The sequence below is a fragment of the Kitasatospora sp. NPDC059577 genome, assembly GCF_042735475.1.
GTDB lineage: Bacteria > Actinomycetota > Actinomycetes > Streptomycetales > Streptomycetaceae > Kitasatospora.
Genome location: NZ_JBHWBZ010000001.1, coordinates 46,245 through 59,573, shown reverse-complemented (window position 1 = coordinate 59,573; position 13,329 = coordinate 46,245). Strand labels below are relative to the sequence as shown.

The 13,329-nt window shown below is 71.9% G+C and carries 15 protein-coding genes and 1 pseudogene; 8 read left to right on the top strand and 8 right to left on the bottom strand.

The window, feature by feature from the left end:
* Nucleotides 1–43: 43 nt before the first annotated feature.
* Nucleotides 44–217, top strand: coding sequence for a hypothetical protein (locus tag ACFV0O_RS00315; RefSeq protein ID WP_380334136.1), 174 nt, complete (start codon nt 44–46; stop codon nt 215–217).
* On the opposite strand, the gene ACFV0O_RS00310 is transcribed toward ACFV0O_RS00315, so the two are convergent.
* The 5 genes from ACFV0O_RS00310 to ACFV0O_RS00290 form a co-directional block, all read right to left on the bottom strand.
* Nucleotides 210–1,283 (bottom strand): UDP-N-acetylmuramate dehydrogenase, encoded by a 1,074-nt coding sequence (locus tag ACFV0O_RS00310; protein WP_380334133.1) that lies wholly within the window; start codon nt 1,281–1,283, stop codon nt 210–212. The genes ACFV0O_RS00315 and ACFV0O_RS00310 overlap by 8 nt on opposite strands.
* A gap of 11 nt (nt 1,284–1,294) precedes the next feature.
* Nucleotides 1,295–2,338: a serine hydrolase domain-containing protein gene (locus ACFV0O_RS00305; RefSeq protein WP_380334131.1), complete on the bottom strand. Its 1,044-nt coding sequence runs from the start codon at nt 2,336–2,338 to the stop codon at nt 1,295–1,297.
* 2 nt (nt 2,339–2,340) lie between these two features.
* A complete protein-coding gene (locus ACFV0O_RS00300) occupies nt 2,341–3,645 on the bottom strand; it encodes a UDP-N-acetylglucosamine 1-carboxyvinyltransferase (protein WP_380334128.1) in 1,305 nt (434 codons plus the stop codon).
* 2 nt (nt 3,646–3,647) lie between these two features.
* Nucleotides 3,648–4,388, bottom strand: coding sequence for a hypothetical protein (locus ACFV0O_RS00295; RefSeq protein ID WP_380334125.1), 741 nt, complete (start codon nt 4,386–4,388; stop codon nt 3,648–3,650).
* Nucleotides 4,389–4,472: 84 nt separating this feature from the next.
* Complete coding sequence (locus ACFV0O_RS00290) at nt 4,473–4,730, bottom strand: hypothetical protein (protein ID WP_380334122.1); 258 nt, start codon at nt 4,728–4,730, stop codon at nt 4,473–4,475.
* Between the two features lie 305 nt (nt 4,731–5,035).
* Here ACFV0O_RS00290 and ACFV0O_RS00285 point away from each other — a divergent pair, with 305 nt between their 5' ends.
* From ACFV0O_RS00285 to ACFV0O_RS00275, 3 genes are read left to right on the top strand one after another with little or no spacing between them, the layout of a single operon-like run.
* Nucleotides 5,036–6,442: a hypothetical protein gene (locus tag ACFV0O_RS00285; RefSeq protein WP_380334121.1), complete on the top strand. Its 1,407-nt coding sequence runs from the start codon at nt 5,036–5,038 to the stop codon at nt 6,440–6,442.
* Nucleotides 6,443–6,465: 23 nt separating this feature from the next.
* Nucleotides 6,466–7,065 (top strand): GNAT family N-acetyltransferase, encoded by a 600-nt coding sequence (locus tag ACFV0O_RS00280; protein ID WP_380334118.1) that lies wholly within the window; start codon nt 6,466–6,468, stop codon nt 7,063–7,065.
* A 3-nt stretch (nt 7,066–7,068) separates the two neighbouring features.
* The gene (locus tag ACFV0O_RS00275; protein ID WP_380334116.1) at nt 7,069–7,443 is read left to right on the top strand and encodes a hypothetical protein; all 375 of its coding nucleotides are present in this window, start codon (nt 7,069–7,071) and stop codon (nt 7,441–7,443) included.
* A 120-nt stretch (nt 7,444–7,563) separates the two neighbouring features.
* Here ACFV0O_RS00275 and ACFV0O_RS00270 read toward each other — a convergent pair whose 3' ends face one another.
* Complete coding sequence (locus ACFV0O_RS00270; protein WP_380334113.1) at nt 7,564–7,881, bottom strand: hypothetical protein; 318 nt, start codon at nt 7,879–7,881, stop codon at nt 7,564–7,566.
* A 472-nt stretch (nt 7,882–8,353) separates the two neighbouring features.
* On the opposite strand from ACFV0O_RS00270, the gene ACFV0O_RS00265 reads away from it, so the two are divergent.
* The 4 genes and pseudogenes from ACFV0O_RS00265 to ACFV0O_RS00250 all read left to right on the top strand — a co-directional run.
* A complete protein-coding gene (locus ACFV0O_RS00265; RefSeq protein ID WP_380334111.1) occupies nt 8,354–8,719 on the top strand; it encodes a hypothetical protein in 366 nt (121 codons plus the stop codon).
* Nucleotides 8,704–10,560 carry a lantibiotic dehydratase gene (locus ACFV0O_RS00260; protein WP_380334108.1) on the top strand — a complete coding sequence of 619 codons (1,857 nt, stop codon included), beginning with the start codon at nt 8,704–8,706 and terminating at the stop codon, nt 10,558–10,560. Before ACFV0O_RS00265 ends, ACFV0O_RS00260 begins: the two co-directional genes overlap by 16 nt.
* Complete coding sequence (locus ACFV0O_RS00255) at nt 10,550–10,717, top strand: hypothetical protein (RefSeq protein ID WP_380334106.1); 168 nt, start codon at nt 10,550–10,552, stop codon at nt 10,715–10,717. Before ACFV0O_RS00260 ends, ACFV0O_RS00255 begins: the two co-directional genes overlap by 11 nt.
* Nucleotides 10,718–10,804: 87 nt before the next feature.
* Nucleotides 10,805–10,906: pseudogene (locus ACFV0O_RS00250) on the top strand (transposase); the annotation flags it as partial.
* Nucleotides 10,907–11,094: 188 nt separating this feature from the next.
* Here ACFV0O_RS00250 and ACFV0O_RS00245 read toward each other — a convergent pair.
* Both ACFV0O_RS00245 and ACFV0O_RS00240 read right to left on the bottom strand, forming a co-directional pair.
* The gene (locus ACFV0O_RS00245) at nt 11,095–12,018 is read right to left on the bottom strand and encodes a carbohydrate ABC transporter permease (protein ID WP_380334103.1); all 924 of its coding nucleotides are present in this window, start codon (nt 12,016–12,018) and stop codon (nt 11,095–11,097) included.
* Nucleotides 12,015–13,328, bottom strand: a complete 1,314-nt coding sequence (locus ACFV0O_RS00240; protein ID WP_380334101.1) for a carbohydrate ABC transporter permease — start codon at nt 13,326–13,328, stop codon at nt 12,015–12,017. The genes ACFV0O_RS00245 and ACFV0O_RS00240 overlap by 4 nt, the downstream gene beginning before the upstream one ends.
* Between the last annotated feature and the right edge of the window lies 1 nt (nt 13,329).

Sequence of the window (13,329 nt, the reverse complement as noted above, 5' to 3'; positions counted from 1 at the left end):
TGCCGATCTGCGGGGCGGCGAGGCCCATGCTCTTGGCGGAGGAGTGGACGCGGCCGATGCGATCGACGGCGACGAACAGCTCGTCGATCGCGGTCTGGGCTGCGGCGTGTTCGGCCGGGAGCTCGAAGGGTTCGGCGGGCCGGTTGAGGATGGGGATGCCCTTTGGACGATGCCGAGGGACTGCATCTGTTGGCTGGGCCGCACCTCGATCACTTGATCTCCTTCGTCTGCTGCGGGTAGTTGGCGGTGGCGGTCCAGGCGCCGACCAACGTCGGCTCGGGCCGGAGTTTGATCCCGGTCGCGATCTCGACCTGGGCCGAGAGCTCGGTGAGGGCCCGGGCGAAGCCCGCTGCGGTCGCTCCGTCGTGGGCGGTGAGCGTGAGGGTGCGGTGTTCCGAGCAGCGAATGCCGTCCGCGACCTTGTAGGCGGGGCGGTAGCCGATGTGTTCCAGCAGCCAGCCGGCGCTGGCCCGCAGGTGCCCGTCGCTGTCGGTGTGGACCGGGCAGCCGGCAGTCGACCAGCGGGCGGCCTGGGCGGCGGTGACGGGTGGGTTGAGGAAGACCGATCCGGCCTGGCGGGCGTCGGGGCCGTGGGGGTCGAGGAGGAGTCCACGGCGGTGACGGTTGGCGAGGACGGCGGCGGCCACCTCGGCCACGGGCGGTCGGGCGCCGACGTGGACGCCGAGTTCGTCGGCGAGCGGCTGGTAGCTGATCGGGGCAGCCGGTGAGCGGGTGAGGTGGAACGTCGCGGTGAGGATGGTCCAGCGGCCGGGGTCGTTCTTGAAGCGGCTGTCGCGGTGGCGGAGGCGGCATGCCTGGGCGGGCAAGGTCCGCAGTCGGCCCATGTCCCAGTCCCATGCGGTGAGGTGGTCGAGGGCGTCGGAGACCTGCTGGCCGTAGGCGCCGGCGTTCTGGACGGGGGCGGCGCCGACAGTGCCGGGTATGCCGGCCAGGCACTCGATCCCAGCGAGGTGTTCGGCTGCGGCCCACTGGACGAGGTCGGCGAGCGGGTGGCCGGCCTGGACGGTCGCGGCCACCGTGTCGTCGTCCACCCGCTTCACGGTGATGCCCCGGGTGTTCATCACGGCGACGGTGCCCTCGTGGCCGGTGTCGGAGGCGATGACGTTGCTGCCGTGGCCGAGAGTGAGGGGCGCGTCCTCCTGCCGGTCGCCGATCGTACGGACCCGTTCGAACCAGTCATCGGGATCGGCGACCCGCAGGACGTTGCTGGCCGGGCCGCCGAGCCGCAGGGTGGTGAGGGACGCGAGCGTGGTGCTGGGCACGGGTGGCCCTCCTAGGGTTCGTCGGTGATCGCCTTCAGGGAGAGGGTCCGCAGCGGGGCGAGGCGGGTGCGGTTGTCCTGGTGGTGGTAGACGGCATTGGTGCAGATGGCCAGGTAGCGGCCGGTGGTGGGGGCGAGGTAGAGGCTGGTCCCGGTGAAGCCGTGGTGGTATGCGACCTTGCCCTCATCGGCGAGGATCCAGGCCAGGCCACGGTCGAGGCCCGGCTCGATTTCGGCCTGCGGCTGCGTGCTGGCGGTGAGCCAGCGGCCCAGGGGCCCGCCGGTGGCGTGCGAGGCCAGCAGGTGGGTGGCGAAGGTGGCGAGGTCGGCCGGGGTGGTGAACACCCCGGCGTGGCCGGCGACGCCGCCGAGCAGGGCGGCATTGTCGTCGTGCGGCATGCCCCACAGCCGGGGCCCGCCGGTCAACCGCTGCTCGGTCGGGGCGACGTGGGCAGAGCGGGCGACGGGCCCGTAGGTGGTGGCGGTCAGGCCGATGTGCTGCCAGAGCTCGGCCGCCAGCTCGTCCAGGCGCTGGCAGCGGTAGTGGGCCAGGGCCAGGCCGAGGAGGATGAAACCGCGGTTGATGTAGCGGTGTCCGGCTCCGGGTTCGGCGATCAGGTCCTCGCCGCAGATCAGTTCGGCCAGCGGTTCGGTGCGGTTGCGGTACTGGTCGAGGCGGGTGTCGGCCCGCAGGCCGGAGGTGTGGGCCAGCACCTGGCGAACCGTCACCTTGCCTCCGGGCGCCTCGGCCGGGATACCGGGGAGCAGTTCGCGGATCGGGGTGTCCAGGGTGAAACCGTCCATGAGGGAGGTGCCGACCAGCGGCCAGGTGGCCAGGACCTTGGTCAGCGAGGCCACGTCGTACACCGTGTCCGGCCCCGGCCGGGCGTCGCCGCACTCGGGGGCGACGACGCCGGAGGCCAGGTAGCCGGGCTCGGTGTCGAAGGTGCCGTGGGCGATGACTCCGCCGGGCACGGTGCCGTCAGCGGTCATCAGGTCCAGGCACTCGCGCAGGTCGGCGAGCGCGTTCGGCTTCCACGGCACGGTGTTGGTCACGGTTACTCCTGGTCGATCGTCAGGTCGGCACCGAGCGCGGCCAACTTCGGCAGCAGGCTGCCGTATCCGCGCCGCAGGTGATACATCCCTCGGATCGTAGAGGTGCCTTCGGCGGCGAGGGCGGCGATCACGAGAGCGGTCACTGCTCGGATGTCCTCCCCGGCCACGCCAGCGCCGGTGAGGGCGGAGCGGCCCCGCACGGTGATGACCGAGCCGGTCGCGTTGACGGCCGCGCCGAACGCTGCCAAGGCCGGCAGGTGGGTGTCGCGCTGGGTGTAGATCCGCTCGTCGATGCGGGAGGTGCCCTCGGCCTGGGTGAGGAAGGCGGTCAGCTGTGGCTGCACGTCGGTCGGGAAGCCGGGGTGCGGGCCGGTGGCCATCTGTACCGGCCGAGGCCCGGCCGGGGTGCTGATGGCCGTGCCGCCGTCCAGCGGGTCGAGCTGGATTCCGGCGTCGGCGAACACCGACACCAGCCCGTCCGGGAACGCGGCCGGTGGGAAGCCGTCCAGGTGGACGGTGCCGCCGGTGATGGCGGCGGCCAGCGCGAGGGTGGCGGCCTCCAGGCGGTCCGGCGGCACGTTGAACACCCCGCCCCGGATGCGGTCGGTGCCGGTGACGTTCAGGGCCGTCCTGCCCCGCCACTCGATGCCGACGCCGGCCTGCGAGAGCAGGGCGGCGGTGTGGGTGACCTCGGGCTCCACACTGGGGCTGAGGATCGCGGAGGTGCCCGGGGTGCGGGCGGCCAGCAGCATCGCGGTGACCGTCGCACCCAGGCTCGGCCCCCAGGAGCGGGTCTCGGCGTCGGCGATGAAGGGCAGCCGCTTGCCGGTGAAGCGGGCCCGCACCCGGCCCCGGCTCACCTCGACCTCGGCCCCGGCGGCTTCCATCGCGGCCAGGTGCCGGTCGATGTAGCGGGCGCAGAAGGCGTCCCCGCCAGGGGTGGGGAAGGTGACCTTGCCGGCGCGGGCCAGCAGAGCTCCGCCCATCACCGCGGTGGTGCGGATGCGCCGTCCGAGGTCGTCCGGGATGACGGGGAAGTAGGAGTCGGCCGGTCGGGTGGCGAACTCGTCTCCGGTCACGGTGGCGCGGGTGCCGGTGCGGTGCAGGATGTCGGCGACGACCAGGGTGTCCAGGATCTCGGGCGCACCGGCCAGGGTGAGCGGGTCGTCGGCGAGGATCGTGGCGGCGTACAGGTGCAGGGCGATGTTCTTGCTGCCCTGGACGGTGGCGGTGCCGGCCAGGCGGCGGCCTCCGGTGATCCGTACGGCCCGCTGGTCTGTCGTCGTGGCGGTGTCGGTGGTGGGCATGGTCACCTTCCCTGGCTTCCGGCCGGGAAGAAGCCCCCGACCTGGGTCTTCGGGTAGAGCAGGGTGTGCGCGCCGATCAGGGTGGCGGGCTGGAGCACGGTGCCGGCGGGAACGATCACGCCGTCGCCGACCACCGCGCCGAACTTCGTCTGGCCGGTGGCGATGCGTCGGCCGTCGAGGTGAGCGCAGACCTCTTCGGTGGCCGGTTCGGTGACCGGCCCGGAGGTGACCCGCAGGCCGGTGGTGGACACGAACGCGCCGATGTTGACGCCGAGGCCGAGCACGGAGTCCCCGACGAAACTGGTGTGCTTCATGAAGACGCCACCGGTCAGCAAGGAGCGGGTGACCTCGGCGCCGAAGCCGATCCGGCAGCCGGGGCCGACGACGGTGTTGTCGCGCACCCGGGCGCCGGCCTCGATCACCGCGCCGGGGCAGACCAGCACCGGGCCGGTGACGAACGCGCCTTCGGCGACGACGGCCCCGGGCGCCACGATCACGTGGCCCCGAACGGTGGCGCCGGGCTCGATGGCCCCGGTGGCCTCCGGCAACGGGATGTCCAGGTTGCCGGCCAGCAGGTCGGTGATGGCCTTCTTGATGCCGAAAACAGTCGGGCAGCGGCTCAGCAGGTGCAGCACCACCGGGTCGGTGATCTGCTCGGTGTCGAAGTAGTACGCGGGGGTGGTGCGGTAGTCGATGCGCTCCAGTTCGGTGTGCAGCGCGGGCGCGTCGGTCAGCCGGTGCATGACTGGTTCTCCTCTCGGGCGAGCGAGTGGAAAAGGGTTGGGGCGTTGTTGCGCCCCCGTGTTGGCGGGTGCGACTCGCGCGGATCAGCCGGCGCGATGCTGCGGGCAGGTGCAGGCGGGCCAGACCTCGATCCGGGCGACGTACTCGTCGGGGCCCGGGTAGGCGCTGGTCACGCCGGAGTCGTCGTAGCGGGTACCGTCCTGGGCGACGCTGAAAGTGCGGACGGTCAGACCCGGGCGACGCCCGGTGCGAGTGAGGCGGCCTTCTTCGGCAGTTGCGTTCGTCTCGGTATCCGCCAGGGACCGCGCTTCGGCGGTGTCTTCGGTCGTGGCGTTGTCCATCGGATCCCTCCCACCTCGATCTCACGCTTCGCTGTCGGTTGTGCGCGGATTGCGAAGGCTGTTCAGCATGGCGGCGGAGAGTTGGGCATGGATACGACATCGCCGCCGTCATGGCGGCGTCGTCGCCGGAGCTGGTTCGCGCGGCAGACGGCGTCGTGCGTCATGACCGCCGTCATGGCTGCCGTCATCTGGCCCGTACGGTCCTCGATCGTGTTTCCTGCCGCCTGACCATGGCTATCGTCAGAGCAGACGAACGGGGACGGAGAGGATCCGCAGTGGTCGAAACTCCAACGCTCTTAAGGGTCTTGACGCTGCAGCGGCACTGGCAGGTCTACGAGACCTTCCGCCTCCGGTTCGAGGCGACCGCGAACTCGGCCGCCGAGCAGGAGAACGACCCCCGGCTCCGGGGTTTGTCGGTCTCCAAGCGGCAGTTCGAGCGCTGGTACGCCGGCGCGGTGAAGACCCGTCCCTACCCGGACCAGTGCCGAGTGCTGGAGGCCATGTTCGGTGTCAGCGTCGCGCAGCTTCTCGCGCCCGCACCGGCCGCTTCGCTGCCTGCGCCCGCAACCGCTGCCTCGTTCGTCGTCCCGCCGCCACGGCCGGTCCCTGTCCTTCTCCCCTCCGAGCAGGCAGCGGTACTGCCTGCTCGTGGCCCGTCCAACAGCGAGACCCGCTTCGACGCGGGCACCACGGAATTGGAAAGGCAGGTCGCAATGGCGGCTCGTCGTGCACTTCGGTTCACCGCGATGGCGGAGGGCAGCAGCATCGGCCCGGAGACTCTGGGACAGATCCACGACGAGGTACGGCGGCTGACCGTCGCCTACCCGAAGCTGGCGCTGCCGACCCTGCTCGGCGACCTGGTCGAGGTCCAGGACCTCACCTTCCGGCTGTTGGAGCACGGCCGGGTCAAGCCCCTGCAGGCCCGCGAGCTGTACCTGCTCGCCGGGATCACCTCCGGCATGCTCGCCAAGGCCAGCCACGACCTGGGCAACCCGAGCGCCGCGATGATGCAGGCCCGCACCGCCTTCGTCTGCGCCGACAACGCGGACCACCACGCCATGCGCGCCTGGGTCCGCTCGCTCCAGTCGCTCATCTCCTACTGGGCCGGCCGCCCGGCTGAGGCCGCCGACTATGCCGACCTCGGGCAGGCTGCCGCCGGCAGCGTCCGGGGCACCACCAGCGTGTGGCTGGCCTGTCTCTCCGCCCGCGCCCACGCGCTCCTCGGCGACGGGGAGGCCACCCGCGCCGCCATCCAGCGCGCCGAGGACGCCCGCGCCGCCATCCAGCCCGACGACCTGGACGGCTTCGGCGGCATCATGACCTTCCCGGAGCCCCGCCAGCTCTACTACGTGGCCGAGGCCACCGTGCACCTCGGCGAAGACGCAGCCCTCGGCGAGAGCCAGTCCGAGGCCGCCGTCGCCGCCTACCGCACCGCCCCCGAGGAGGAGTGGGCCTTCGGCGACGAGGCCGGCGCCCAGACCGACCTCGCGCTCGCTCGCCTCGCCCGCGGCGAGATCGAGGGCGTCGCCGAGGCCGTCCGCCCCGTGCTCGACCTCCCCGTCGAACAGCGGAACTTCGGCATCACCAGCAGTGCCCAGCGCGTCCACGCCGCGCTGCCCTCCGGCGGTCGACGGGCCACCGGCGTGGCGGCCGACCTGCGCGAGGAGATCGAGGCGTTCACCGCCAGCCCGACGTCCGTCCTCATCCGGTGAACGCGCAGGTAGGCTCCGCGGCCATGACCCCAGTTCACCTGGCCGGCCCCCGCCTGGCGATGCGCGAAGTCGAACCCGAGGACACCGACGACCTCCTCGCCGTCTACGGCGACCCCGAGGCCACCCGGCACCTCAGCTTCGAACCCCGCACCCGCGAGCAGGTCCAGGCGATCACGGACCGCTCCATCGCCGCCGCGAACGCCAGCCCCAGGACCGAGTACTGCCTGGCCATCACCCGCCTCGGCGAGCACCGGCTGATCGGGTATGCCCGCCTGGCCACCGAGCCGCAGGAGGCCGCCACCATCGGCTTCGCCCTCCACGCCGCCGAGTGGGGTAAGGGACTCGGAACCGAGACCGTCCACCTGCTGTGCGCGCTCGGGTTCAACGTCCTCGGTCTGCACCGCATCTGGGCCGCCCGCTCCCCGCTCAACGAAGCGTCCGCGCGGACGCTCCTGCGCGCCGGTATGACCGAGGACGGTCGCATCCGCGACCACGTCTTCGTTCGCGGTGCTTGGCGCGACTCGATCATCTACTCGATTCTGAAACATGAGTGGGCGCCCATCCACGGGCTGGAGTCCAGCGGAGGCGTCGAGCTCGGCGGTGGACGCGGGCCGGGAAGGTGACCCGTGCTGCCCGAACTGGCCGTGTCGCACATGGTGATACCCGGCATCGCTGAGTTCGCTCGCGGTGGCGTGCCTGACCCGCCCACGACCGATGACGGTAACCCCTGGGTCGACGGCTTCTGCTGGCTGTACTGCGGCCAGCAGTGGACCCGGGTGCTGTGGATCGGCCCCGCAACCGTCGCCGGAGCGCAGGCACCCATGTACGCCTGTGATCCCTGCATCCGTGAACTCCAGGAACGGGTCTGGCGCTCGATCCTGCTCAACGACGGGCCACCGTGCCAGGCTGCGAGCCCACTCCCGCGCGGGCATGACCGTGAAGCGACTGGACGACGGGTCGGCCGCCACCGCCGCGCCAGCTGGCTGCTATCTCGCCGGTAGATCCATCACCCGCGCGGGACTGGCAGATTCGAACCTTCGGTGCACTGCCTGCACCGGGCCGCACCCACTCCTTCGGGGCCAGCACCGTCGTCCGGTGTTGGCCCCGAAGGTGTTCCAGAATCAGTCCCACGTGGTGCCGGCGAGCAGGCCGTCGAAGGCGAGTGCACGCATGGCGGTGTCGTAGTCGTCCCATTCGTGTTCGGGGGCGGCGAAGTGCAGGTCGAAGTAGGCGCGGGTGAGGTCGGGCTCGTGCCACTCGGTCGCGCAGCGGCAGCGGACGAAGACCTGGTGGCGGACGTTGAGGAGGAGCCAGTCCCGGCGGGCGCGGCAGTCGGGGCAGGTGATGGGGATGCCGCGGGCGTCGAGTTCGCCGGGGTGAGGGACGGCGCGGATGACGGCTCTGTGGTGGCCGTCGTGGTCGGTGCTGGGGTTGGTCAAGTGGTGCCCTTCGGTGTCGGGTGACGGTTGGCAAGCACACAAGACGCACGGCGGCCGGGATGGTTCCCGGCCGCCGGAGAAGACATCGAAGCGACATCTGTGCGCACGGGCGTTCCTGTGGCTGGGTGGGCGGGGCTCGAGGCATCGGGTGTTTCCGGTCGGGGTCAGCGTCGGCGGGTGGGGTCGTTGGCGGCCCTGGTGCCGGTCGGCACGGCGGGTGTGGTGGGTGCGGCTGTCGGGGTGGTGCGGCTGCCTGTACGGGCGCGTGCGGCCTGGGTGCGCTGGTCGATGCGGTCGCTGGTGGCGTTGCGCAGGCGCCAGAGGAGGACTTCAGCGGGTCGGTCGGCGGTGGTGAGTTCCCGTTGCTGGGCGGCCTCGGTGAGAGCGCGATGGGGTGGCTGGCCGGCGGATTCCGCCTGGCGAGGGCGGTGGCCAGGGCGGGCCAGGAGCGGTCGGCGAGGATGCGCTGGGCGTGGTCGGGGACGGCGGCCTGGACCTGGGCGGCGAGGCGGGCGGTGGTCTTGGGGGTGGGGGTGCGGCGGGTGAGGTCGGCGATGACCGGCTCGGCCGTCTGCCGGTAGGCGGTTCGCAGGTGGACAAGGGACTGCTGGGCGGCGTGAGCCTGCTGCTGGTGGCCTCGGGTCTGGTGCCAGTGGGCGATGGCGATCACGACGAAGACGGCGGTGGACAGCAGGGCGGCGGCGGTGGCGCCGTCGTCGCCGGAGCCGGCGGTGTGCAGGAGTTGCTTGGCGGCGGTGCGGAAGGCTGCGGCCTTCTGGTGTTCGACACGGACCTTGGATCGGGTGGCGCGGTTGAACGCGGTTGCGGCGGCTCGTAGTTCGGCGCGCCGGCGTCTCGGTCGGCCGCTTCCTCCACCTCCTCGAACCGGAGCGCCAGGCGGCTTTCACCGCCCTGCTGACGGGCCTGCCGACGATGGACGAGCACGCCGTCACCGCCCAGCTGTCGTTCCCGCCGTTGGATCCGGCCAGCGGGCACGTCGCCCGGAGCCTGGCGACGGGCCAGCTGGTGATCAGCCTCGCCGAGCACCGCCCCACCACCGACGGCGTCCTCGGACCGCAGTACCTGGCCGTGGGCTGCGACGGGCGGCGCATGTACCTGGCGGCGCCGACGCTCGGCGTTCGGATCGAGGCCGCCGCCACCCACGCCCTGAACCTGCGCACGCACACCCCGTCGTTGGCCCGGTTGATCACCGAGCTGTCCCGTGCCCAGGCCGCACAGGTCACCCGCTTCGACTGGGGTTCGCTCCACGCCCTGCCCTTCCGGCCCCGGCTGCGGCACGGTCGGGTCATCCTCTCCCCCGCCATCTGGCGCCTCATCGCCGCTGACCTACCCTCCGGCAGCACCTCGCAGCAACGGTGGGATGAGGCGCTCATGGCATGGATGGCCCGGCTCCGGGCCCCCCGGCACGTCTTGCTGACCGCGAGCAGCCAGGGCCTCCCCCTCGACCTCGACAATCCGGGCCACCGCGCCCTGCTACGCGACCACCTCTGTTTCGCCTCGCACGCCGTCCTCGTCGAGGAACCCGATCCTGCCGACCTCGGCTGGGCCGACGGCCGGGCCCACGAGATCGTTGTTCCCGTCACCGCCGCCCGGACGCCGACTGGCCGCGCCTGCCCAAGCCCACCCCGGCCCGCGTCCTGCGGCGTGGCCACGGTGACGCCCCCGGCGCCTCCCGCGTGCTCCTCGCCTCTCTCTACGGCGACCCGGAACGTCAGGACACCGTCCTCTACCGAGGCGACGCTCGACAGCATCACAGTCCCCGCCCGCCTCACCGAGACCACCGAACAGCGCGCCGAAGTCGTCGCATGGCTGTGGCGCGTCGTCATCGCCGACGGCACCCGCGCCCTCACCTCCGCCGGCCGCTGGACGGACGCCGTGCGCCACATCGAGGCGCACCGAGGCTTCGGCCGACGCATCCTCGACGGCCGCCAAACCGCCATCCTCGCCGCCGCCACCACCGGCGACCTGCCCGGTGCCCTCGCCCTGCTGGCTGCCACCGAGCCGGGCGAGGCCTGGGAGAACGCCGTCACCGCCGTGCTCACCGCGCTGTGCCGCCCAGGCGACCGACACGCAGCCGAGACCGCCATCGGCCACTGCCTCGCCTTCGAACCGGACGATGGCCTGGCCGTGTTCAGCACCCACCTCGCCCTCACCGCGATCAACGCCGCCGGCACGGACACACCCTCCGCCCGAAACCTGATCGAACAGACGGCCAGCAGAACGACTGAAGGTGGCGACGGCTACGCGTTGCGCGACCTTCTGGCCCATCCTGGCGTCCTCGACCACCTCCCCCCTGGCCGGACGGCCGAACTCGAACAGGCTCTCGTCGCCTGCGCTTTGGGCTCCGCCACCCTGCCCGAGCCCGTCCGCCGACGGCTGGAGACCTCACTCGCCGCCGCCCGGGCAGTGCTCCAGACCTCCTCATCCGACCCAGGCTTGTCCGGAGACGACCCGGTCGGCGCCACACTCCCGGACCGTCACACACCTACTGGGGTCTTCGTTCGGCTGTCGGGTGGTGACAAGCTGTGCTTCCACCCAGCAGAGCGGGATCCTGTACGACACAACGGGCGTTCCGAACCAGGCCGGGTCGCCCACGCCGAACGACAAGTGCGCCGAGGTGACACCGCTCTTCGAGAACGGTCAGTGGATGATCTATGAGACCTATGTCAACAGGCCGGTGACCGGGAAGGAGCACAGCACTCGCCGACACGTGCCGAGGGCACAGAACAGCCTCGCCGGCACCGAGTTGTCGAACTTCATCCAGGGGGAGCGCGTTCTCGGCGGCGACTTCTACGTCTTGCAGGTCGCGGCCTGATCGGAATTCCCGCAGCGGTTCCCGGGGCCCGCGAAGCCGGCGGGCCCCGGGAACCAGGCTCACAAGGCCGGGCGGATCGAGGAACTGCTGGAGGCTCACCCTCTTTCCAAGGTCCTGACATCGATGCCGGGCATCGGTGTCAGGACCGGCGCCCGGATCCTGATCGAGGTCGGCGACGGCAACACCTTCCCGACCAGGACGCCGCAGGTGCGGCGACACCTCGGGTGCGTGGGTGAAGGTCGCAGGCGGGACGGCGGCGGGCGCCGGGGCACCGGGGGCGGCGGCGAGGGGGCCTCGGGGTCGGGGCGACGACCGGCGGGGTGCCGGTGAGTGCCACCTCGCCGGGGCGGTCGCTGTCGTTGCCGTCCCCGCCGGTGTCACTTCACGGATCCGGCCATCGCTCCCTGGATGAAGAACCGCTGGAAGCAGAGGAACACGCCCACGGGGACCAGCAGGGACAGGAACGCACCGGGTGCGAGGACGTCCATGTTGCTGCCGAACTGCCGCATCTGGGACTGCAGGTAGACGGTCAGCGGCTGCGAGTCGTTGCCGGCGAAGATCAGCGCGACCAGCATGTCGTTCCAGACCCAGAGGAACTGGAAGATGCACAGCGAGGCGACGGCCGGTGCGGCGAGCGGCAGGGCGAGGGTGCGGAAGATCCGCCACTCCCCGCAGCCGTCCATCCGCGCGGCTTCCAGGAGTTCGGCGGGGATCTCCAGGAAGTGGTTGCGCATCAGGAACACGGCGAACGGGAGCCCGTAGCCGACGTGGAACAGCACGACGCCGGGGATGGTGCCGAACAGCCCTACGGCGCCTTCGAGTTTGGCGACCGGGATGAGCCCGACCTGGACGGGGACGACCAGCAGGCCGACGACGCCGAGGAAGACCGCGTCCCGGCCGGGGAAGCGCATCCAGGCGAAGGCGTAGCCGGCGCCCGCGGCGAGGGCGACGGTCAGCAGGGTCGCCGGGACGCTGATGAGCACGGTGTTCCACAGCGCCTTGGGGACGTCTCCGCCGCCGAGCAGCGCGGTGTAGTTCTGCAGGGTGAGCTGGGCGGGGTCGGTCAGCGCCGTCCACCAGCCTCCGGTGGCGGCGACCTGCTTGGGGCGCAGCGAGGAGACCAGCAGGCCGACGGTGGGCACCAGCCAGGCGACGGCGGCCACGGTCAGCACGGCCTGGACGAGGCCGCTTCGGGTGAGGGCGGCGAGCCGGGTGGTGAGCGGCAGGGCGGGCCGGCCGCCGGGCGCCGGTGCGGGCGCGGTGGTGCCGGGGGCGGACGGAGCCGCCTGGGTGGTGGTCATGTGCGGCTCCCTCGGAAGCGTCGGACGTTGAGAAGCATCACCGGCACGACGAGGAGCAGCAGCAGGATGCTGAGCGCGCTGCCGAGGCCCTGGTCGTTGCCGCCGCCGAAGGAGACCAGGTAGAGCCGGAGCGCCAGGACGCTCGCGTCCTGCTGCACCGGTCCGGGCGCGATGATGTACACCAGGTCGAAGATCTTCATCACGTTGATGACCATGGTGATGAACACGACGCCGAGGACCGGGGCGAGTTGGGGCACGGTGATGCGGCGGAAGATCTGCCATTCGCCGGCGCCGTCGATCCTGGCCGCCTCGATGGTCTCGCGGGGCAGGTTGGCGAGGCCCCCGGCGATGATGACCATGGCGAAGCCGGCCCAGATCCAGATGTAGGCGCCGATGATGGCCGGGGTGATGAACGCGGGGCCGAGCCAGTCGATGCCGCGGTAGGGGGCGGCGAAGTTCGCGGCCGGCATCACGACCGAGGTGGTGGCGGACGGGGCCGCGCCGAACCGGAAGGTTCCGTCGGCGGCGGTGGTGGTGGTGCCGACCGTCCTCCCTCCGTCCCGGAGTTGGACGGTGATGCCGGGCAGGCCCTTCTTCCCGGCTTCCAGTCGGCCGGGGTGGCCGCCGCCGCCCGGGACGAAGTCGAGGAACACCGTGCCGCTGACCCCGTCGCCGCCGGCCGGCTCCTGGGCCGTCAGGGCGGTGGCCGGGAGCGCTCCGGGTTGCACGCCGACGAGCGGCAGCAGCACGACGCGCGTGCTGGTGGGTGCCGTGACGTCGCCGCCCTGGGCCTGGTCGAGGCCGGTGCCGGGGCGCGGGTGGGCGCCGGGGTAGGTCGGCCGGTCGTCGAAGGTGTCGTGGACGGCGACCGCGGCGGCGTTGAGCACGCCGCGGTGCGGGTCCGCGTCGTACACCGTGCGGAAGATGATCCCGGCGGCGAGGAAGGAGATCGCCATCGGCATGAAGACGAGCAGCTTGAACGCGGTGGCCCAGCGGATCTTCTCGGTGAGCACCGCGAACACCAGACCGACGGCGGTCACCAGGGCCGGGGCGACGGCGACCCAGATCGCGTTGTTGCGCACGGCGGTGAGGGTGGCGTGGTCGGTGAAGGCGGTGCCGTAGTTGTCGAGTCCGACGAAGCGGTGGCCGGAGGCGTCGAAGAGGCTGCGGGCCACCGAGTAGCCGATGGGGTAGACGACGAGGGCGCCGAGCAGCAACAGGGCGGGCAGGACGAAGAGCAGGGCGAGGCCCCGGTGGCGCCGGAGGGCGACACCGGATGCCCGGCCGCTGCGGGGTGAGCGCAGGGACATG

What these genes read in the sequence shown, in the direction of transcription:
- ACFV0O_RS00300 (WP_380334128.1), bottom strand. Translation starts at nt 3,645, where the DNA reads ATGCCCACCACCGACACCGCCACGACGACAGACCAGCGGGCCGTACGG.
- ACFV0O_RS00295 (WP_380334125.1), bottom strand. Translation starts at nt 4,388, where the DNA reads ATGCACCGGCTGACCGACGCGCCCGCGCTGCACACCGAACTGGAGCGC.
- ACFV0O_RS00290 (WP_380334122.1), bottom strand. Translation starts at nt 4,730, where the DNA reads ATGGACAACGCCACGACCGAAGACACCGCCGAAGCGCGGTCCCTGGCG.
- ACFV0O_RS00280 (WP_380334118.1), top strand. Translation starts at nt 6,466, where the DNA reads ATGACCCCAGTTCACCTGGCCGGCCCCCGCCTGGCGATGCGCGAAGTC.
- ACFV0O_RS00255 (WP_380334106.1), top strand. Translation starts at nt 10,550, where the DNA reads ATGATCTATGAGACCTATGTCAACAGGCCGGTGACCGGGAAGGAGCAC.
- ACFV0O_RS00245 (WP_380334103.1), bottom strand. Translation starts at nt 12,018, where the DNA reads ATGACCACCACCCAGGCGGCTCCGTCCGCCCCCGGCACCACCGCGCCC.
- ACFV0O_RS00240 (WP_380334101.1), bottom strand. Translation starts at nt 13,328, where the DNA reads ATGTCCCTGCGCTCACCCCGCAGCGGCCGGGCATCCGGTGTCGCCCTC.